Source organism: Streptomyces sp. TRD_SC_5, from assembly GCF_056836825.1.
Window position 1 is genome coordinate 245,259 of sequence record NZ_JBWZZS010000002.1, and the last position, 20,541, is coordinate 265,799.

General features: G+C 68.5%; 13 protein-coding genes and 3 pseudogenes. 6 read left to right on the forward strand and 10 right to left on the reverse strand.

Going from position 1 to position 20,541, the window contains the following annotated elements; all coding sequences use genetic code 11:
- Positions 1-4 precede the first annotated feature (4 nt).
- The 5 genes and pseudogenes from AC1P0E_RS33290 to AC1P0E_RS33310 all read right to left on the reverse strand — a co-directional run bounded on the left by AC1P0E_RS33290 (position 5) and on the right by AC1P0E_RS33310 (position 8,237).
- The gene (locus AC1P0E_RS33290; RefSeq protein ID WP_482746201.1) at positions 5-463 is read right to left on the reverse strand and encodes a hypothetical protein; all 459 of its coding nucleotides are present in this window, start codon (positions 461-463) and stop codon (positions 5-7) included.
- Between the two features lie 309 nt (positions 464-772).
- Complete coding sequence (locus tag AC1P0E_RS33295) at positions 773-1,744, reverse strand: recombinase family protein (RefSeq protein WP_482746202.1); 972 nt, start codon at positions 1,742-1,744, stop codon at positions 773-775.
- A gap of 139 nt (positions 1,745-1,883) precedes the next feature.
- Positions 1,884-4,142 carry a tetratricopeptide repeat protein gene (locus tag AC1P0E_RS33300; RefSeq protein WP_482746203.1) on the reverse strand — a complete coding sequence of 753 codons (2,259 nt, stop codon included), beginning with the start codon at positions 4,140-4,142 and terminating at the stop codon, positions 1,884-1,886.
- Positions 4,143-4,234: 92 nt separating this feature from the next.
- Positions 4,235-4,705 carry a hypothetical protein gene (locus AC1P0E_RS33305; protein WP_482746204.1) on the reverse strand — a complete coding sequence of 157 codons (471 nt, stop codon included), beginning with the start codon at positions 4,703-4,705 and terminating at the stop codon, positions 4,235-4,237.
- Positions 4,706-5,089: 384 nt separating this feature from the next.
- A pseudogene (locus AC1P0E_RS33310) lies at positions 5,090-8,237 on the reverse strand (Tn3 family transposase).
- 117 nt (positions 8,238-8,354) lie between these two features.
- On the opposite strand from AC1P0E_RS33310, the gene AC1P0E_RS33315 reads away from it, so the two are divergent.
- The 3 genes from AC1P0E_RS33315 to AC1P0E_RS33325 all read left to right on the forward strand — a co-directional run bounded on the left by AC1P0E_RS33315 (position 8,355) and on the right by AC1P0E_RS33325 (position 12,168).
- Complete coding sequence (locus AC1P0E_RS33315) at positions 8,355-9,443, forward strand: tyrosine-type recombinase/integrase (RefSeq protein WP_482746205.1); 1,089 nt, start codon at positions 8,355-8,357, stop codon at positions 9,441-9,443.
- Between the two features lie 417 nt (positions 9,444-9,860).
- Positions 9,861-11,768: a tyrosine-type recombinase/integrase gene (locus AC1P0E_RS33320; RefSeq protein ID WP_482746206.1), complete on the forward strand. Its 1,908-nt coding sequence runs from the start codon at positions 9,861-9,863 to the stop codon at positions 11,766-11,768.
- Complete coding sequence (locus tag AC1P0E_RS33325) at positions 11,758-12,168, forward strand: DUF6262 family protein (protein WP_482746207.1); 411 nt, start codon at positions 11,758-11,760, stop codon at positions 12,166-12,168. Before AC1P0E_RS33320 ends, AC1P0E_RS33325 begins: the two co-directional genes overlap by 11 nt.
- Here the strand turns inward: AC1P0E_RS33325 and AC1P0E_RS33330 are convergent.
- From AC1P0E_RS33330 to AC1P0E_RS33340, 3 genes and pseudogenes are all read right to left on the reverse strand, one after another.
- The gene (locus tag AC1P0E_RS33330; protein WP_482746208.1) at positions 12,165-12,581 is read right to left on the reverse strand and encodes a hypothetical protein; all 417 of its coding nucleotides are present in this window, start codon (positions 12,579-12,581) and stop codon (positions 12,165-12,167) included. The two genes, AC1P0E_RS33325 and AC1P0E_RS33330, sit on opposite strands and share 4 nt — an antisense overlap.
- Before the next feature lie 656 nt (positions 12,582-13,237).
- Positions 13,238-13,627, reverse strand: a pseudogene (locus AC1P0E_RS33335) (integrase core domain-containing protein); the annotation flags it as partial.
- 280 nt (positions 13,628-13,907) lie between these two features.
- Positions 13,908-14,453 (reverse strand): RBBP9/YdeN family alpha/beta hydrolase, encoded by a 546-nt coding sequence (locus AC1P0E_RS33340; protein ID WP_482746209.1) that lies wholly within the window; start codon positions 14,451-14,453, stop codon positions 13,908-13,910.
- 123 nt (positions 14,454-14,576) lie between these two features.
- Between AC1P0E_RS33340 and AC1P0E_RS33345 the strand changes: the two genes are divergently transcribed.
- From AC1P0E_RS33345 to AC1P0E_RS33355, 3 genes and pseudogenes are all read left to right on the forward strand, one after another.
- Positions 14,577-15,032, forward strand: a complete 456-nt coding sequence (locus tag AC1P0E_RS33345; protein ID WP_482746210.1) for an Lrp/AsnC family transcriptional regulator — start codon at positions 14,577-14,579, stop codon at positions 15,030-15,032.
- A 952-nt stretch (positions 15,033-15,984) separates the two neighbouring features.
- Positions 15,985-16,419, forward strand: coding sequence for a hypothetical protein (locus tag AC1P0E_RS33350; RefSeq protein WP_482746211.1), 435 nt, complete (start codon positions 15,985-15,987; stop codon positions 16,417-16,419).
- Positions 16,420-16,660: 241 nt separating this feature from the next.
- Positions 16,661-17,324 (forward strand): annotated as a pseudogene (locus tag AC1P0E_RS33355) (hypothetical protein).
- A gap of 30 nt (positions 17,325-17,354) precedes the next feature.
- Here AC1P0E_RS33355 and AC1P0E_RS33360 read toward each other — a convergent pair.
- Positions 17,355-17,897 carry a hypothetical protein gene (locus AC1P0E_RS33360; RefSeq protein ID WP_482746212.1) on the reverse strand — a complete coding sequence of 181 codons (543 nt, stop codon included), beginning with the start codon at positions 17,895-17,897 and terminating at the stop codon, positions 17,355-17,357.
- Positions 17,898-19,412: 1,515 nt separating this feature from the next.
- Positions 19,413-20,051 carry a dihydrofolate reductase family protein gene (locus tag AC1P0E_RS33365; protein ID WP_482746213.1) on the reverse strand — a complete coding sequence of 213 codons (639 nt, stop codon included), beginning with the start codon at positions 20,049-20,051 and terminating at the stop codon, positions 19,413-19,415.
- Between the last annotated feature and the right edge of the window lie 490 nt (positions 20,052-20,541).

The window sequence follows — 20,541 nt, forward strand, 5'->3', positions numbered from 1 at the left end:
TCGCTCAGGGTTCACGCTCGGACCGGTCATCGGCGGACTCGCTAACGGACATGTCTCGGCCAGCTACGTACGTGCCTCGCATGGTCAGAGCACCGTGAATCGCCACAGCTCCCGCGTCGGCAATTTTAATTAGCTCCCCGTCTCCGGTGTCCCGGCTTTCGCGAACCAGCCTCTCGAGGTCGCGCGCGAAGTCCGGATCGTCCCCGGCCAGGTCGGCGACGAGCTCGGCGACAGCGGCCTGGCGCGGCGCGCTAGCCGGCCGCTGCTCGAGTCGCTCGAGAGTCGGTTCGGCGAGTCGATCCCCGCGTACCTTGGCCTTGAGGCGATGGTAAATTCGGCCGAGCCCTTGACGGGCAGCGTCACTCAAGTCCGCGCCGATCTTCTCAGCCGCGCCTCCGCTGAGATGCGTGAGATAGATCGCGACTAAGGACACTACGGTTGTGGCCAAAGCGTCAGGTTCCATTCCCTCTACTCCGCCCGCGTCGATGCCCTCCCGCAGTATCCGCGGCCAGACGTGATCGAAGCAATACCAGGGAGGCAGTCAGCGAGAGGGCCCAAAAAAACTCTCGGCTCTGAGTTTTCCATGATGGCTAACGAGGCGTAACGGCGTCCCTGGTTTTCAAGCTCTTGAGGAGAATAGGGCGGCATTGCATTTCCTGCGGCTGGATTCGTCCAAGTTCGCGTCAGAAAAGCGCCGGTGGCGCACGTGCCAGGATGGGCATGCTGTTCTTCGAGCCGGATGAGTTGCGCCAGTGATTGATGAGGTAGCTGCTTATGGCCGAGCCTGCGAGGGCAACGTGCAGAGCACCGGCGGACGAAGTGCGGGTTCTTGACGGAGGAGCTGAGTTTCGGACGTTGCCTGGTGCAGGGCGCCGACGAGAGCTTCGACGTCGGCCTTGAGCTGGGCGATCTCCTCCGCGTCGGCAGCCCGCAGTTCCTTGAGGCGACGGATCTGCTTGCGCAGGCGCTGTTCGCTGTCAGGGGTGCCGCCGCGGGCGCGGACCTTGTCGTAGAACTCGTTCTTCAGGTCGGTGTGCCGCTGGGCGAGTGCGTTGCGCGGGACGCCGGCTTCGACAGCGAGGGCGACGATCGTCAGGGCTCCGTTGGAGAGCTCGGGTGTGCCGCGCAGGATGCGGTCCATCGCGGCACGCTGACCGGCGCCATGGACGGCGACCCGGACATCGTGCTCGCGGGCGAGGGCGGCGATCGAGCGGCCCTCCAGGTAGGCGGTGCGGACGGTGTCGGTCTTCGCGGCCGGGACGGCCGGGCGGCGCCCGCCCTTGTTGCCCTTGGCCTCGGCGGCGCGCAGTCCGTCGTAGGTCAGCTCGCGCTGGAGGTCGCGCTGGAGTTCGCCGGCGGCGGCGAGGGTCTGCAGCATGAACTTCACGGTGGACAGCAGCTCGCCGGTGCGCGGGTGGCGGGCAGTGAGGTCCATCGCGGAGAACGCGCCAGCGTGGATGCGCAGCGCCACCTGCTCGCGGTGCAGGACATCGAGTACGTCGAGTATGTGCCCGGTGCCGCGCACGAGGCGGAACATCTCGGAGATGTGGACGGTGTCGCCCGGCCACGCGTACGTCAGCAGCTCGCGGAACTTCGGGCGTTGGAGGGGGTGGAGGCGGCTGGAGGTGCCCGGGTCTTCCTCGAAGACGACCGAGTTCTCGATCCCGGCCTCGTCCAGGACGAGGTTCTGCCGGGCGGTGGACTGCTGGTCGGTCGAGACTCGCTTGTAGATCAGGTTCACCACCGGAGGGCCCCCTTCCGTACGGAGGATCGGACCCTACCTGTCGTCAAACACTGTCGGCAATCACCATCGGATCTGATTGGATTCGCGCCGCCACGAACCCCCGGATCGCACGGGTCTTGGACGCGTCGCCCTCATGTCGTCAAACGACACCACCGCTCGCTCCATCAGCCTGCCCCCGCCAGTAAGCGAGGTTGTGTCGGACGGTCAGGGTGTTGGGGTGGTCGGGGCCCAGCACCCGCAGGGAGTCGGCCAGCAGTTCGGCGGTGGCGGTGGCGGCCCCGGCCGCATCCCCCGCCTTCCCCCGCCACCGGGCGAGGTTGGCCCGTGTGGTCAGGGTGTCGGGGTGGTCGGGGCCCAGCACCCGCAGCCGGTGGGCCAGCAGTTCGGCGGTGGCGGTGGCGGCCCCGGCCGCATCCCCCGCCTGCCCCTGCCAGTAAGCGAGGTTGTGTCGGACGGTCAGGGTGTCGGGGTGGTCAGGGCCCAGCACCCGCAGGGAGTCGGCCAGCAGTTCGGCGGTGGCGGTGGCGGCCCCGGCCGCATCCCCCGCCTCCCCCCGCCAGTTAGCGAGGTAGGTCCGTGTGGTCAGGGTGTCGGGGTGGTCGGGGCCCAGCACCCGCAGCCGGTCGGCCAGCAGTTCGGCGAACGCGGTGGCGGCCCCGGCCGCATCCCCCGCCTCCCCCCGCCACCGGGCGAGGTTGGCCCGTGTGGTCAGGGTGTCGGGGTGGTCGGGGCCCAGCACCCGCAGCCGGTCGGCTAACAGTTCGGCGAACGCGGTGGCGGCCCCGGCCGCATCCCCCGCCTCCCCCCGCCAGTAAGTGAGGCTGTGGCGGGCGGTCAGGGTGCCGAGGTGGTCGGGGCCCAGCACCCGCAGCCGGTCGGCTAACAGTTCGGCGAACGCGGTGGCGGCCCCGGCCGCATCCCCCGCCTCCCCCCGCCAGTAAGCGAGGTTGTGTCGGACGGTCAGGGTGTCGGGGTGGTCAGGGCCGAAGTTCTGGCGGGCGGCGGTGTGCAGGTCCTGGAAATGGGCGCGGGCGGCGGTGACGAGTCCGGTGCGGCCGAGGCTGTTTCCGGTGTGGAAGAGAACCGGGTGGCCGTCGGGCTGCCACAGGGCGTCTGCGGCGTGGGCGGTCAGGGCGGCGGTGTTGGCGCGCAGAGCCTGACCGAGGGCAGTGTCGCGTTCGACCTCGGGCCAGGCCTCGTACAGGGCATCGGCGCAGGTACGGGCCGCCATGTCGCGTGCGGCGGGGCGCAGGGCTTCGCGGGTGGCACGTTGGACGAGGTTGTGGACGCGCACCTCCTGGTGAGGGGTGTTGGGGGTGTGGTCGGCCAGGCTGAGCCGGTGCAGGCAGCGCAGCGCGTCGGCCGCATCGTCCACCCCGACCGCGCGCGGGGGTACGTCGGGATCGGTGCCACCGTCGGCGGTGCGGTGTTCGGTGAGGTAGGCGAGGGCTGGGGGCGAGGTCAGGACGGTGGCGGGGATGCCGTTGGGGTCGAGCAGAGCCGCCAGGTGGAGCATGGGGCGGGCCAGGCCCGTCGGGCGGAGGCGGTCGGCGTGTTCGATGGACAGGGACCAGGTGGCGGCCACCGTGGCGCGGTGGGCGTCGGGCAGGCCGCTGTCCTCGGGAACCAGGTCGGGCAGCGTACGGGCGCGGTCGGCCAGCCGGGCGCGGTAGGTGGCGCAGTCCAGGTGGAGGTCGAGGAGATAGGTGACCGCCTGGGCGAGGGCCAGCGGCAGATGGCCCAGGTCGCGGGCGAGCTCCTCGACCTGCCCGGGGTCGTCGTGGCGGCCTTGGGCTGCGAGTTTGGCCCTCAGGTAGCCGACGGCCTCGCCCTTGGTGAACAGGCCGACATCGATGAGGTGGCCGGGCAGGGCGGCGTCTCGGCGACGAGTGGTGACCACCGCGCGGCCGTTCGGGCGCGCGGGCGGCCACAGGTCACCCCGTCCGTCCGCGCCATTGAGGTGCGCGGGGTCACTCATGTCGTCGAGCACGATCAGCCATCGCCGGTCGGTGGACTGGGCCCAGGCCAGGAAGCGGACGGCGGCCCGCTCAGGGTCGTCGAGGCCGGCGCATTGAGGGTCGTCGGGGTCGGTCACCGTGACAGCGGCCTCGGCGTAGGCGCTCAGGACCGCGTCCCTGCTGGTCGCGGTGACCCACACCAGCAGATCCACCGCCCCGGCCTGCCACGCGGTGCGGGCGTGGTGGGCGGCGAGCTGAGTCTTGCCGACCCCACCGGTCCCGGACAGCACCTGGCACAGCACCGCCGTCCCACCCCCGGCCACCGCTCGCTCCAAGGCATCGACGGCATCGCGGTGCTGGAAGCAGTCCGCCTGCCGCGGGACCACGCCGACCAGCCGCGGCCAGGAGAGCGGCGCCCGCGGCGCGGCATGGTGCGTCACCGAATCGGCGCGGCCGACCACCAGGGCGCCGGACTGCGCGTAGAGCGATGTCTGCGCAGAGATGTGCGGGGCCTGGCTGACGCCGGGTGCGGTCAGCGCTGCTCCGGACCCGGCATCGGAGGGTTTCCGAGGGCCACGTCGCCCATGCGGAGGGCGGCCGCCGACCCGCGGTCAGCCTTGATGTCGGCGTTGCCGCCGATGGCGATACCGTCGTCCCCGGCCGTGACTCCGCCGGCAGCCTGCCGGGCCACCAGTTCGTGCAGTTGCCCGGCGGCTTCCTCGCGGTCCGCCTCGCCCAGACTCTCCAGTAGGTCCTCGCACCGGGCCTGCCAGGATGCTTCCAGCCGGGTACGGATCTGATCGGCGCCACCGAGGTCGGCGCGGTCCAGTTCGAGGGCCGACCGGTCCAATCGCTCTAGGACCACCTGGCTTTCCCGCGCGTCCCGGCGGCCGAAGATCAGGGCCGCCCGGTCCCGGAATCCCGACCACACCTCGGTGCCGGCCGCCGAAGCCACCGCCGCCCCGAATGCCGAAGCCAGAACAACCAACGCCTGATCCAACATGTCATCCCCCCGCAAGGCGGCCAGCCCCCATGTCCCTATGCCGGTAAAGCGTACCGAGCCGGGCACCTCACCGAACCGCCTCGGCAGACTTTGAATCGAGGGCAGAACGCGCAACGGCCGTCAGGCATCTGCCCGGTCTTCGACGCCTCGGCCCCACAGCGGCCGGTGCCGAGCTGTGCGCGAACAACTTGCCTAACCTGCCGTTTACTGCTTGCTCGATGCTGACCTGCATCATCGGGCACCTAGATAACGATCGCCGGTCGACGGCTGGGCCGACACGTCACCATGGTCCTCCGCCCAGGTCCGAGTTGCCAAGGACGGCACTTCGACGCCGGCACACTGTCCGGCGGGGCGACGCGTCCGCCCTCTGTCTGACTCAGTCGATCACTGTTCTACGCCGTCATCGTCCTCGTCGAGACCGCCGGCCCCCGGGTCGCGCAGCGGGCGCAGGCCGCCGTCGACCGGGGTGGAGGCGCGGAAGCTGTAGCGGCCGAGCACGTTGAGGTTGGCGTGCTTGAGCGGGGAGACGCGGGCGACGTGTTCGTCCAGGACATCGTGCTCGCGCTCCTCGGCGGGCAGGGCCTGCAACTCCTCGACTGCGGCGTCGAGATAGCGGGTCGTCCACAGTACGGCGGCATTGAGCACGAGACCCGCGCCGAGCTGGTCCTCCTGGTCCGTCTTGTACGCCTGCATGATCTGCCCGCGCTTGCCGTGGCAGATGTCGCGGGCGAGCTTGTGGCGGAACTCCTGCACGGTGAGCTGCCGGTTCATCTGCCGCCGGTAGGTGTCGTCGACCGGGTCGACCACCCGTAGCAGGTGCAGAGTCTTGGCGATCCGCCCGTACTCGGCGAACGCGGTGCCCAGCGGGGTGGGACGTCCCTCGCGGCCGAACGTCCGCAGCAGGTCGTACGCGCGGACCTGCCCGGTGACCAGGGAGCCGACCACCCGGAGCATGTCCGGCCAGTGCGTGATCACCTTGTTCAGATTCACCTTGTTGCAGGCCAGCGGCTCCAACGGCCCGTACCCACCGGTCTCCACCCCGGGCAGCTCCGCCCGCCAGAACCTCTGGTCGGCCAGGTCGCGGAAGCGGGGCGAGAAGTTGTAGCCGAGCAGGGAGAACAGGCCGAACACCATGTCGGAATAGGAGGCGTTGTCGGTGGCCACCATGTCCGGCTTCACCCCGGCGTCCAGGTTCAGCAGGGTGTCCAGGATGTGCAGGGAATCGCGCGGGGTGTCGGGCACGACCATCTGCCCGATGCCCGCTACCTGGTCGTTCACGGCGTTGAGCCAAGTGATGCCCCGTTTCAAGTGGTAGTACTTCGGCGACGGACCGGCGTTGATGGTTCGCTTGGGCACCACGAACCGCAGCCCGTCGACGGACGCAAGCAGACCGTCGCCCCAGTGCTCCACGATCGGCACCCGCCCCTGGGCTTCGATCAGCTTCGCGTTCACCGCGGCGATAGTGTCGGCGCGCAGGTAGTACTGGTCGACGTGGACCAGCCGGGCCCGGGTGAGTGCCTCGTCGTCGGCGTCGATGACGGGGGTGTAGCCGATGTTGCACGCCTCGCTCACCAGCGGCGCGACCAGGGATGTCTTCAGGTTCTCCATCCGGGTACGACCGTCCCCGAGGTGCACAAAGGCGTCCAGGAATCCGGTCCAGGAATCGACCTCGAACAGCAGGTCCGGCAGGTCGATCTTCGGGAGCATCTTCGCGGTGGTCTTGCGCAGCCACTTCAGGGACTCGCTCTCGCCGAGCGCGCCGAGCCGGTCGACGTTCAGCTTCAACCGGCCGTTGGGCTGGACCTCGAAGCTGAGCTTCGCGTCCTGTCCAGCCTCCTCCAGTCGTTCGGCCATCAGCTGCCAGGCCGCGTCCAGGGCCCGCACCCGCCCGGCCAGGTGTTCGGCGACCGGCTCGTCCAGGCTCAGGCCGTGCAGTACGTCCTCGGAGACGGCCTCCCACTGCTTGCCGTCCAGCAGCCGCGCCCGCGGGTCCGCCCACCGGTTTGACGGTGAGGCGAACACGTCGCGCCGGTTCAGCGCGCGGAACAGCTGCTCCAGCACGCACACCACGTACGCGTCGGTCCACCGCGCCCTCGGGCAGGTCCGGGTTGGAGTACACCGCCTTCTTCCAGGCCGCCGGCACCAGCTTGGCGTCGATCTCACGGGGCAGTAGCGGCTTGGCCTTCACCTTCCGCCGGGCCAGTGCCGGGAGCCGCTTCACCGCCTCCAAGATCCACTTGCCGCCGGAGGCCGCGCCCAGCGCGGGAGACTCCCCGAGCAGCGACAGGAAGGGGCGGACCGTGTTGTATCGGGTGGCCAGCAGGCGCCGCATCTCCGCCTCGGCCTCCTCGTCCGCGGGCCCGATCAGCTCTCCCAGCAGCGCCGAGGCGGCCATCACTTCCTCGCGCGGCCCGATCTCCGTCTCCAGCGCCCGCCACATCGCGCCCGCGTCCAGGTCGGCGCCGCTCGCGGTGAGCAGGTCCAACTGCTCGCTCCACAGCCGGAACACTCCGTCGAGCATCCGCGCCGACTTCGCCATGCGAGGCGGGCCGCGAGCCAGTCCCGGTCCGTCGCCCGCCGCGCGGCGCTAATCAGCTGCACCTGCATCAGCACCGAGAACAGATCCAGCGCGTCGTCGATCGCGGACGCCTCCAGGTGCCGCACCACCGACGTCAGCAGCGCCGTGCGCTTCGGCTCCGGCGTGCGCTCCAGGATCGGCGCCTTCGACTGCAGGCCGACCCGCGCCAGCGTCGCCAGCCGGTTCGGCGGCACCTTGTCCAGCTTCACCCGGCCCAGCCGGAACGCCGAGATCTCATCCACCCGCTCCAACACCTTCGCCAGGCTCGCGCCCGTCGTCCGCGTCGGCGGCCGGCGCAGCCGCTCCAGCTCCGAGATGCGACGCCCCTCCGGCACCCCGAGCAGCGCCACCAGATCGGCCGACAGCGACGCGTCCGCCCGCCGCGCAGCACCCGCCACCGTCGCGTACAGCCGCTTCTCCGCGACCTAGCGCACGGAAGCGACCTGCTTGGCCAGCACACTCACGCCCGGCAGCAGCACCCGGTGGCGCCGCAGCCAGCCCACCGCCTGGTTGAACAGAGCCACCGGCCCCTCGGCGCCCGTCCACGCCCGTCCGTGCAGGAACGCGCGGAACTTCCGGCCCCACTCCCCGTCCTCGAACGGGGTGGTAGCCGTAGGCGTCCCGGATCTCCCACGCGTGCTCGTACGCCGTCTTCGCCCGCTCCGTGTACCGCTTCACCGCCGACGCGTCCTCGATCTGCAACTGCGCGGCCAGGTGCTCGATGACCGGCCACGGCACGTCCAGCGGATCGTCCACCAGGAACCGGCCGACGTACCGGACGGTGCACATCTGCACCGCGAAGCCCAGTTGGTGCGCCGTCGTACGGCGCAACGCGATCAGGTCCCGGTCCACGTCGTCCAAGAAGAAGAACCGCTCCAGCTCCGGCCGCGTCGGCTCCTCCACGAACCGTCCGTACGCCGCCGCTTTTATCTGTACCCGGTCCGACGGTGTCAGCGACGTACGCCACGTGGTGCCCAACGGGGTACCTGTCCCCGTCGCTGACACTTGCTCGTGACCGTTGTCCGCGACGGTCGTTGCTCCATCCGAGGGATCGATCCACTGGGGGCCGGGATGTACGTGCGACGGGTCGTGGGGGCCGGGGTGCGGCAGGAGACGTACGCAGTCGTGGACGATGAGGGGCGGGTCGTCGAGCCGGTGGACGACTACCTTGCACTGTGTACCGACCGGGAGCACTCGCCGAACACCCTTCGCGCCTGGGCCTTCGACCTGAAGGCGTGGCTGGACTTCCTGCAGCTCCTGGGCGTCGATCTGCTGGCCGCGTCCCCTGAACAGGTGGATCAGTTCGCCGGGTGGCTGCGGCGCCCGGTCCAGCCCGGACGGCTGCGGCTGGCGGATACCGATGAGGGGCCGGCCCGCGAGGCGTCGACGGTGAACCGCGCGCTGAACAGCGTCTACATGTTCTACGAGTTCCTCGCCCGCCGCGGTGTCGGTATGGGCGCCCAGCTGACGCATCGCCGGGCGACCTCGATCGGCGACCACGGTGGCTTCCTGGCTGGCATCGCCGAGCGCCAGGTCACCGGACGGCCGACCCGGCTGAAGCAGGTCAAGCGGCGGCCCGGGACTCTGTCGGATGCCGAGGTGCAGCAGGTTTTGGACGCCTGTGAGCGACTGAGGGACCGCCTGCTGATGGCCTTGATGTTCGAGACCGGCTGCCGGATCGGGCAGGCGCTGGGGCTGCGGCACGAGGACATCGACACGGACCGGCGGACCCTGACGTTGCGGCCCCGGGACAACAACGCCAACCGGGCACGCGGCAAGAGCCGGGATCCCAAGAAGATCCCGGTCCGGCAGACGTTGCTCGACCTCTACACCGACTACCTGTTCGCCGAGTACGGCGAGCTGGACTGCGACTACGTGTTCGTGAACCTGTGGAACGGGACGGTCGGTGCACCGATGAAGTACTGGGCGGCGATGAGCCTGGTCAAGCGGCTGCGCCGTCGGGCGGGAGTCGACTTCCATCCACATCTCTTCCGGCACACTCATGCCACCGCGCTTTTGCGGGCGTGCGTGCGGCTTGAGGTGGCCAGTGAGTTGCTCACGCATAGCTCGGTCCACACCACGGCAGACACCTACGGCCATCTGGACGCGGACGACCTGGCCGAAGAGCTGGACCGTGTCGGCTTCCGGGGCGCCCGGTGAGCGCCGACAGCCGCATGGCCGTCGTTGTCCCGTTTCCCACGGACCCGCGAACCGCCGCCCTTCTGCGTGTGGTGCGGCCAGAGTTCCGGGGCGAACGGTTCGTCCCTCCGGCCGGACACTTCCTGGCCCCGACCCCGTGCAGGATCACCACGTGCTTGAGGAAGAACGCCTCCCGGGGCTTGTGCGCCGATCATGACGTGGCCTGGCGCAAGGCCGGGCGCCCCGAACGCGAGGCATGGATCGGACCCGGCAAACAGGCCGGCCGGGCTGAGCCTGGACGTGGCTTCGTGCCTGGTCGCCGGATGCCCCTATTCCGGGGGCCTGTCGCGCCTGTGCGACCTGCACCTATCCGGTTGTAACGGTCTACACTCACGCGGCCAGAGCATCGGCGTCCGACAGTACGCGGCTGCGGCAGAGGTGCTCTCACGTCCGGCTGCCGGGCGGTGCGGCTTCGCGGGCTGCGGTTACGAGATCAGCCGTCACGATCTGTGCGACGGACACCACTACCGCTGGACCAAGGTCGGACGGCCGCCCCTGCCGGAGTTGCGCGCCGAACTGGAGCGCCGCGCCACCCCGAGCTTCTCCGTCGCAGGTCTCCCACCGCTCGTGGCGTTGGAGTTCCAGTACCTGCTCCAGGTCCGCACCGACCAACGCCGGTCGAAGGTGGTTCCTAGTTCCTGGGTCCGCGCGGTGAACACCGTCATCGCCGAGGGCGCCACTTCGGTACGCGACCAACCTGCCTCCTACTGGCGCCAGTTGTCCCTCAACCACACCACCGTTCCGCAGCTCTTCACGGACCTTCTGGAAGCCCTCGGTGACCTGGACGGCCCCGCTGAGGAGTGGGACAGGGACGTGTGGCGTCCGGAACGCCTCGGCTACAGCATCGAGGAACGGCAGCAGGTCGCCCCACTGGACTTCACCGGCATCCCCCAACCCTGGCTACGGGAGAGGACCAAGCGCTACATGCGGCTGCGGCTCGCGCGCACGGAACTGCGCTCGGTCGCGCGCAACATCCACGACATCGTTGTCTTCTCCCGGTTCATCGCCGAAAGCCGCCCCGACCAGCAGAACGACCCGGCAGTCCTGGACCGTTCGTTGCTGGAGTCGTACATCGGCTGGGTCGGCCGCAGGACGGTAGAGAAGAAGGGCCCTCACTACGGGCTGCCGGTGAGCCCCGGCAGCCGCATCCGCCTGTTGTCGGTGATCTCCACCATGCTCGAAACGTGGCGCCGCTACGGCTGGCAGCCCGTGCTGCCGCCGGATGCCCGGATCCATCGGGACGAGTACCCGCGCCAGCGTGGGCTGAAGGCCAACTTCATCGACGAGTACCTGATGGAGCAGATCGAGTCCGAGGAGAACCTCGCCTTACTCGATCCCGAGACCCGCACGCTGGTGTTGATCTGCCGCGACGAGGGGCTCCGCATCGGCGAGGCACTCACTTTGAAGACCGACTGTCTGAAGAAGACCCCGTCGGGCCGCTGGGCCCTGGTCCACTACAAGAGCAAAGACAAGTCCGCGCCATCCCCGCCTCACGCGTGGTGGTGGACGCTATCCGCGGGCAGCACGGACGCGTCCGGGAACGCTTCAGCGACGGCTGCCACTGGCTGTTCCCCAAGGTCAGCGGCAACCCGGATGGGAAGTATCCGATGCCCTACGGCACGGGTCGACACCCGCTTCGACGCCTGGCTGAAGCGCATTCGCCTCATCGACTCCAACGGTGACGCCGCCATCGTCAACTGGCACCAGTTCCGGCACACCCTGGGCACGAGAATGGCGAACGCGGGCGTGTCCGGACGCACCATCCGTGAAGTCCTCGGACACACCTCCTGGGAGATGCAGGAGCACTACTCACGCATCGCGGACGACACGCTTCGCCGTGAGTACGAGGAGAAGTACGAGGTCCGCTTCAACCTCAAGGGCGAGGCCGTCAAGGTCCGACGCGACGCCGACCTGTCCGGCGTCGAGTGGCTCGCCGAGAAGATCGGGCGTCGGCTCCACGCGGTGGCCGGCGGCTGGTGCGGACGGCACATCGCGCGTCCCTGCCCCAAGACCGCCGCCGACGGCTGCTACTTCTGCGAAGACTTCCAAACCGATCGGCAGTTCCTGCCGGTCCACCGCGATACCCTCGCCCGCACACGCGAACTGCAGATCAGCGCCACGGCAGCGGAGCGTCCTCGCGCTGCCGGTGTCAACGAGCGACTGGCCACCGCCGTCGAGCATGTCATCGCGAGCATCACCGACCAGGAACACGACGAGTTGTCCCCGTCACCGGCCGGCAGCGAAGCCGTCCGCCAGGAGACTGAGAGGGCATCTGATGCGGGCTGACAACTCGGCACATTTGGCCGAAGCCGCTCAACAGCGCCGTCTGGACTGCATCGAACGCGTCCAAGCAGTCCTGAACAGCCTGAAGCGCGATGGCGGCCCGGTCACCGTCGCCGGGGTCGCCTCCCGGGCCAGGGTATCCCGCACTTTTCTCTACGACGACGCCCAGGCCCTGCTGCTGGCCAGGCTGCGCGACCTCGCGAGCAAGCAACCCGCCACGGGACGACCGGCCCTGCCAGACCACCAGCGGATTACCACTAAGTCACACGAAACGGTGGTGCGAGCGCTGCGGGACGCCAACCGGAAACTGAACGAGGAGAACGAACGGCTCCGCAACGAACTTGCCGTGGCCCTCGGTCAGCTCCGGGACCTTCGACGAGGCATCCCCGCCCCACGCGGTTAGTGACCAGTCTCGGGGTACGGCCCGACATCGGCGAAGCGGCGAATCCGGTCCTGTTCGGCGGTCTCGTCGGCGGCGTCGAAGTGCCGTACCTGGTTCCACCAGCGGTCATGGTCATAGCCCTCGCAGTGGTTGAACTCGTGGGCCGTACTGCGTAGCCGCTGCCACTCGCGCACGATCGCGGCCCGCTGCCACGTCTCCGGCCGCTCCACCGCGAGCAGCGTGTGCAGGAGCCCGGCCGAGTCGCAGACCAGGATGAGCAGAGACCGCATCGCGAAGGACGTCTCACCAGTCTCGCCGACCTCCTCGTACACCCGCCCCAACTGGACGTTGAGGAACGTCTCCAGGGTGTGAACGTCCTCGGGCCGGAGGTCTTCAGCGTAGGTGAGGGGTCGCTCGGACGACGAGGTGGTCATGCGGGTGGGGCCTCCCATGCGTGCGGTGCCAGCCGGATCGGCTCCGTTGACACTGAGCAACTCTAGGAGAGGTGGCTGACACTGTCAGCCACACAAAGGACCAGCTCATCACGCCAGCCGAGCGCAGGAAATCCAGATAACGGCCTGCTCATCAGTCAGAAATTCCACCGGCACCCGGCGGACGGTAGCCACCCGCCATCCGGGCCCACCGGGCTTCCAGAGAAACCTGACGCCGCAACCCGGAGCTGTGCTAAACGGCCATGATCAATCTCAGCGCCAACCACGGTTCGATTGATCCCCGGGGCCGTAGTCGTCACCGTGCAGCGTGGTGAAGTCGACGTCCAGGTACGCCTCGTACAGCTCCAGAATCACGGCCCGCTCCTGGGTCGAATATTCGTCGGCCTGGAGCACCTCTCCAGCGCAACGTTGATCAGGTCCGCTGGACGGTCTTCAACGTCGTCTCCACCCGGATCGCTCCAGCCGCGATCCGGCGGGCCCCGGTGGTCGTACTTCACGCCGCACCGCTACCGCACCAGACCCGGGTGGCTCTTTGCGGTCTTCTCCACCGCGTAGGCCAGCACCATGCCCCACGACAGGTTCGCCATGCTGTTGGAATTGCCTGGATGCCACAACCAAGGACCCAGCAGAAGCGAGGGCTAGGTCTGGGAGGCCAAGACGTTGGTTACGCCTATTCGGAGCCGGTCTGCTGGCGGTTGGCCTCCGGTAGCACTGTGGGGCCGGTGGTAGTTGTAGTGGATGTTCCAGACCTTGAGAGCCTCGGTGCGCTGCTGCTCTGAGAGCCAGGTGCGGGCGTAGAGGAACTCCTCGGCGAGGATCCGGTTGTACCGCTCCACCTTGCCGTTGTGGCGTGGTGTGTAGGGCGCGGTTCGTTGATGCCGGGATCCGAGTAGTGCGCGGGCGAAGGCGTCGGCTCGGTAGCAGGCGCCGTTGTCGGTGACGATGCGTTCGATGCGGGTGATGCCGTGGGTGGCGTACCACGCGTGGGCGCGGTGGAGGAATCCGACGGCGGTCGCGGCCTCTTCGTCTGGCCATCAGTTGCTGTGGGTTGCCGGTGGGGCGCTGAGAAGCGGTCCAGGAGGCCGAGGTCACCATGGCGGCGGAAGCGGTTGACCTACTTCGACGCGCACGCGCGAAAGATCCCCATCTCTGAGGCGACGTGGGCGATCGGGCGGTTCCGGCAGCGGTCGATCAGACGGCGCCGCCCTTCAGGAGACAGTGGGGCATTGCGATGCAACATGCACGGGCTTTCTGAGCAGGGTGAGGGTAGGCGTCGACGCGGAGGGCCTCCGTGTCGGATCGGTCATCTCAGCGGTCGACGAGCGTGCGAAGGAGTTCCAAGCCCGCCTGCCAGTCACCGAGGTCGCTGTCGGAATTGATGTGGCCGTGGCCTGCGATGAGGTGGCCTTGCGCCTGCCACTCGTGCGCGAAGGAGGCGGACGTCGTCGGGTCGCAGTAGGGGTCGTCGTCGCTGGCCACCATCAGGCTCGGGCACGGCAAAGGGCGAGCGGACAGGCCCAGGAACGTCGATGCGGCCTCACGTGGGAACGCCGGTCCCTGGGGATTGGGAGGCGCGACCAGGAACGCCGCCACCGTGTCGGGTCGCGCCTGCTCCAGCCAGTGCGCAGCTGCCCAGCAGCCAAGGCTGTGAGCCACCAACGCCACCTGGTTATCACGCCGGGAAGCGATCTCGTAGGCAGCCTGGATTGCGGCAACCCAGTCCGGCAGGTCCGGCCTGCTCCACGAGGCCGGTGCGATCCGGACCGCTGAGGGCCCCCATCGCTTCTCCCACAAGCTCTGCCAGTGCCGCTCATCCGATCCGTCGATCCCAGGGATGATGACGTACGTGACCATGGCCTACCGCCCTTCCAATCGTGGCCACCACACATCGCGGGGTCGCTCTGGGGTGATTCTCGATGGATCAGCGGCAACGATCGGGCTCAGCAAGTGATCTCAAAGAAAGTGGGGGTGACAACGATGGAATCACTCGACGAGATCGACCGTGCCATCTTGGAACTGCTCCAGACCGACGGCCGGCTCACCGGAGCCGAAGTCGGACGCCGCGTCGGGCTGTCTCAGCCAGCAGCCAGCGCCCGCATCCAACGCCTGGAGAAGAACGGGATCATCACCAGCTACCGTGCCGTCATCGCCCCAGCCGCAGTCGGATTGAACATCCACGCCATCGTCCGGCTACGCACCACCCACGCGCAGCTGTCCCAAGCACTCACCCTTGCCACCAAGACACCCGAGATCGTCTCGACCCTCCGCGTGACTGGCGAGGACTGCCTGCTGCTCGACGTGCACTGTTCTCACGCCGAACGCCTTGAACAGGTCGTAGACTCCCTCGCCCGTTACGGACCGGTCACCACCTCACTCGTCCTGCGCAGCTACCCGCCAAAGTCGTTGCCAACAGCACCGTCAACAACGTCCTGACCCGCAACACCTAGGTAGTCAAGGCAACATCGCTAAAGGTCCGGGAATGCCGGGGTTGGGCACGGGACGTCCGGCCTGCCCAGGAAGCGAACTCGCGCGCGGGACCCTTCAGAGACGCGATCCACGCGCGAGTTGAAGAACGACCGCACGCGGGAATGCGCGTGCTTCGGCCCGCATCATCGTGAAAGTGGAACCGCTCCACGCTGGCCAAACCCTCTGCGAGCACCTGGTGAAGCCCTCCGGCCGTCCGGGACCCGAGTTCGGCTGCACCGGCCGCCACAGCTACCAAGTCCGGTGCAGCGTCCACGGCCCGGTCGGCCAGCCACACTCCGTGCGCGTCCTGGCTGACCCTGAGGCGGCCAAGCACCGCCAGGAGCACAAGTCTGCGCTCGCCGCCACCCTGTGACTGACACCCGGCGCGCGGCGGCCCCGAACTCTCCCGGACCGACGCTGGGCATAGGGTCCTGGCCTCTGGTTTCTCACCAGAGGCCAGGACTCCTTTGCGTTCGGGGCTTAACCCGGCTAAGGGTTAAGCGCTTGCTGTCTGCCATGAGTAGCAGCCCCGGCTCGTCGCGCACGAACCGGGGCGGGCCGCACCGATGATCTGCCCGCCCCGAAGCGACTGGGAGTAACTTCGGGGGTCGGCAAAGGGCGGTACTTCCTGCTCGGTGACCCTGGCAAGAGAAGCCGCTCCCGCCTGAGTCGATGTGTGAAACGGACAGATTGCGCATCTCGCCTTAAAAGCGACCCCCAGAAAGGCGGATTAGACGGCCGATCTCCAAGTAGCTGGTGTGGGGCGATCCTGGAGCACCTGGCGGGCCGCCAGATCGCCGCACAGCCAATCTCGCCCGCCCGAAACGGCGTTGAGTGCTCCGTATGAGTGACAGCTTCTCAGTTGATGAGACTTAGCGGGCCTATTGGGGCCCGGTGCTCTGGGCCTTCGCGCGGCAGATTGCCTCTCACGGCATGCCTGAGCTGGCTGCCGGCCCTGCGGGCAGACTGTGTGCAGCTCCCCGCCGAAGCCGTTGCCGCCACCGTGCTGATCGAGGTCGTAAGGATCTCCGCTCTCCCGAGCAAGCAGGGCGCCACATATCCCGGCAGGGCGGTGGCCCACTGGGCCGAGAGCGAGGCAGCCGACGCTCTGACCTTGATCGAGAACCTGCCGGGTAGTGAGCAGCACCGCTGCGGCTTCTCGCCAGGCTGGAGCGCCCGGGCGTACGAGGACTCCCTCGACCTGACGCTGTTCGAGGTGGCCTTCTGTTTCAGGTGCCACGAGGTCCGCATGCACGGAACGGCCGTGCCACCCACGCTGGGCACGCAATTCTTTGACGCGGACACCCCGCCGGCCCAGACCCTCCTGGCCCTTTTCCGCGCCGCGCCCCTGTAGCCGGCCGACTGGATGAGCGGGGCCCGCAGCCCTCGGGCCGTTAGCATCCCACGCATCTGTGCCGGTCAGAGGCTTCCGAATTGAGCGCCCTAGTTGGCCGGTTCTGGACGGCCCGGGGTGAGCGTTATAGCGGCCCGCAGGGCAGCGGCCACGAGGGGCTCCGGCTGAGGTGGTGCCGGAGCCTGTCGCTAGGCTCCATCGCCATGACCTGTCTCCCCTCCAGCAGCAACGAGCAACGGTGATGGCCGGTAACTCCGTATTGCCGATCCCGATCACCCCTGTCGGCCTGAGCCGCAGGGCCCAGAGGTTCGTCGAGGTGGACGGCATCCGTGTCCCTCGGCAAGGCATCCGGCGTCACCTTGACGCGTGGATCGGGCACGGGATCCCTGCTGCGGAGATCGACCGGGCCGCAGACTTCCAGGACCGCTGGGGGTGGGATTGCCCTGCCGCCGGCCCCGTTCTACGAGGGCGGCCCGCGCATCCTGGACGCCGACTGCCCTGAGGGCTCGGCCGCAGAGGGCTGGTGCTTCCCGGCCGGGAGCGGCCGGGTGTCCATGGCTTACGGATTCATGATCGGCCCCGACGGCGCGTTCAGTATCGACGCTTACCGCTGGACACCACTGCACGCCAGCACAGACGGATGGGTCGAATCGTTGGCGCTGGCTGCCCACGCGGGACGTTGGGCCAGGACCATCACTAAGGTCACCGGCAAGGCCGTCGAGTCCCTGGACCTCGGCGGGTACGAGCCTGTGCCCGAAGTGCAGGGCTTGACCGACACCTGGTGGCGGGGCAAGGACTCGCTGCTCGCCCTCTACCGTGGCAAGGCCGTCGGTTTTGACGCCCCTCAGTGCCTCGAAGCTCACGTCTACGGCGGCCTTGGCGAGTGGGGCCTCCGCGGCGGCTGACAGCTCGCCGGCGCCGCCGGATCTGAGCGGCTACTTGGCCGGACTGGCCAGGTACGGAGCTCGGACGGCGTCAGCGGCGGGGGGTCCGAGGGTCTGGTCGGCTGTCGCGAAGCGGTGCTCAGTCGGCTTCAGCACGTCGTAGAGATTGCCGAAGTACTCCGTCTCCGCCGTTCCTGTGAGCACCGCCAGCAAGAAGGCCAAGCACCCCAGGTCGTGGTCCTCCCACAGTGGGCCGCGGCCCTTGTTGTAGAGCACGGTCCACTCGTTGGGATGCTGGCCAGGCCTCGCCAGCCAGTACGGGAAGGCCCCCGTGCCCTCCTCGAATGCCCACGGCAGGACTCGAGCCCCCGCCTCGCGCGGGCCGGCAGGCTTCGCCTCGAACTCCCACAGGTCGGCCAAGATCTCGTCCCATTCCGTCGTTTGCGCGTGCAGGTCGCAGTCGCTGTAGGCGGAGTCGGGGACGAGTAGCCAGATTGCGTCGTCGAAGATGCCGTCGCCGTATGTCTCGACGAGCTGCTTGTAGGCAGCGGGCAAAGCCGCACCCAGGGCACGCTCGGCCTGCGCCCAGTCCACCGCGGTGGCGAATCGGCGGGCGGCGGGCAGAGACGGACGAGGGCATCGAGGGCGATCATGGAACGGACGCTACTGGCACCTCAGCCGGTACCCGTCGGCGTGTCGCTAGGGCGGCAAGGATCCACATCGACTCCGGCCCTGGACCCGCTCCCCGAGTGAAGGCCTTCTCCGCCTTTACGGCGAGCCAGCCGCCTTCAGGAGGCCGTAATACTAGTTGGCGCCGTTCGCGTCCTTGATGCCTGGCTGCTGGTGTTAACGGCGCGGTCGGGCCCAAGCGCCTAGGGAGCACATCGAGCCCACGCTGACCAGACATTCGACGTGGCCAGGCTGTGGCGCAGCGCACCGCAGTCACCGAGGCGCTCTTGTTCCTCGCCTACGGAGCTATCACGGCGTGATACCCGGCGGCGGGACGCGGCGGCCTGCGAGTCCTGGCGGACGTGAACCGCAAAGACGCTTCGACCAGTAGGGGCCAGGCTGGGAGAGATGAACTGCACAGTCCCCTCGTTCAACCTGGCGCCGGATGTCACAGCCGCGTCTCTTGGCGCGATGAACGATCAATGGACATCGGGTAGCGAGGGCCAGCACGTCTTTGTCACCCCTTTGTGCAGTCGTCTCCATGCAGGAGAGGCCGCGGCCAGCCCCCTCGGATGCCCCTCGCGGGTAACCAACGCTGTGAAGCCTGTTCCCTTGTGAGAGGACGGTGCCTTCTGGGGTGTGACGCCTCAGCGAGGTGCAGGTGCAACTGGCGCTGCGCCGAGGGCCTCATGCCAGAAGCTCGCCATGTCTCCCAACCCGCTCATCGGCGTTGGAACCTGGCACAACTGCCGAGGCACCGCACGAAGCAACGGCCAGTTGGCCGAGGTTTGCCTGAGAGGAACAGTTCAGCCCGGGTATTGGAGCCCGGCACTGGCTCCTGCGCAACGCGACCGAGCCGACGGACCTATCACGCCGTGATAACCCTCCCCCGGGTCTCCGCTTCGCGCGTCACGCGCAGCTCGGCGCTTGGCCACCCAGCAGGGACCATGCGCTCACGATGTGATCAGCCTCCTTGCCTTGCTTGTTCGCGCGGCTATCACGCCGTGATACCCAAGATCGTGACCCGTCTCGATGGATCTGAGCCATTCCAGCTCTCTGACCAGCCGTGGCTCACGAGCGAGACGTAGTGGCTGAGGTCGTCTCGCTCAACCTGGGCTGTCAGGAGCTTAAGTGTGGTGTCTCAGGAGGTTGGTTCCACGAAGTCATCGAACGCCAGTTACTGCGGGAGGGTCTCGAGTGGTTCCGGCGCTTGGTCGAAGGTGACGCGGTAGTCGCTGCCGGATGTCCGGGCACCAGCGCCCCGACCGAACGGCCGGCCCCACCCTCACACGGGGCCGGCCCCCGCACACCCATTGAGCCCGTACGCCGACGGCGCCGGCCGACTGCCCGCCGAACAGCGACGAGGTCCAAGACCACGACGACGAACCACCGAGGCGGGCGCGGCAGCACACCCACCCCGGCGAACCCTGACCCCGCGCGTCAGCGGCGGACCAGCACCGCGTGCATGACGGTCGGCGAGCCAACCAGCTCGGACACCCGGTAGCCGTCAATCCCCTCACCCAGATTGTCGAGCAGCCGCTCCCCGCGCCCGATGAGCATCGGCGCGATCACCAGGTGGAGCTCGTCGATCAGCCCGGCGCGCAGATACTGCTGGATGACCGCCGCGCCCCCGCCGATCCGGACGTCTTTGCCGCCTGCGGCGTCGAACGCGCGCTGGAGCACCGTCTCCAGCGGCTCGTCGGTGAAGTGGAAGGTTGTTCCGCCGGCCATCTCCAGCGTCGGGCGCAGATGGTGGGTGTGCACGAAAACGCCGTGGTGGTAGGGCGGGTTGTCGCCCCACCAGCCCTTCCAGGACTCGTCCTCCCACGGCCCGCGCTGCGGCCCGAACATGTTCCGCCCCATGATCGTGGCGCCGATGTTCTGATCGCCGCGGGCGAAGTAGTCGACATCGATTCCGGTCTTCCCCGCGGCGGAATCTTCCGTCGCGGAGACGAACCAGCTGTGCAGGTCGTCACCCCAGCCGACGCCGTCGCCGAATGGGGCGTCCAGTCGCTGGTTCGCGCCGGCCGCGAAGCCGTCGAGGGAGATCGTTACGTTGTGTACGCGGACCTTGGGCATGGCCTTCACCTCTCGTGTTGATGTCGTTCTCTCACCCCTGCGTCGTACAGAGCCTGCCTGGATCGACATCCCCGCGCACATCTTTCGGCGGGCCCTACTGGTGCCCGGCACCGCGCCCCGGCGCCGAGTTCGCGGCGCGGGCGGGGCGACGCCGACGAGCAGTCCGCCCGCGCCACCAAGACGGCCCCGCTCAGTCCTCCCGGTGGGCCGTCGTCGCACGCCGGGACTGATACCGCAGGGAGTGCCAGTCGGCGGGGCACCAACCTCATGCGACAGCACAGCTAAGTTGCCCTTCGGGTTGTCACCGCCGAGGGCCGCCACTGCCTCGATGGTGTGCGCGATCACGCGGAGTTGATGGATGAACCACGGCTTGGCGCTGGTGCGGAGGGAACTCTCGTTGGGGAGCCGCCGGATGAATTCGGCGTGGAAGGCCCGGAAGTCCGGGCCTGGTCACCAGGCCGCCATGAGAGCCGGAACGGCTGTGACGTGA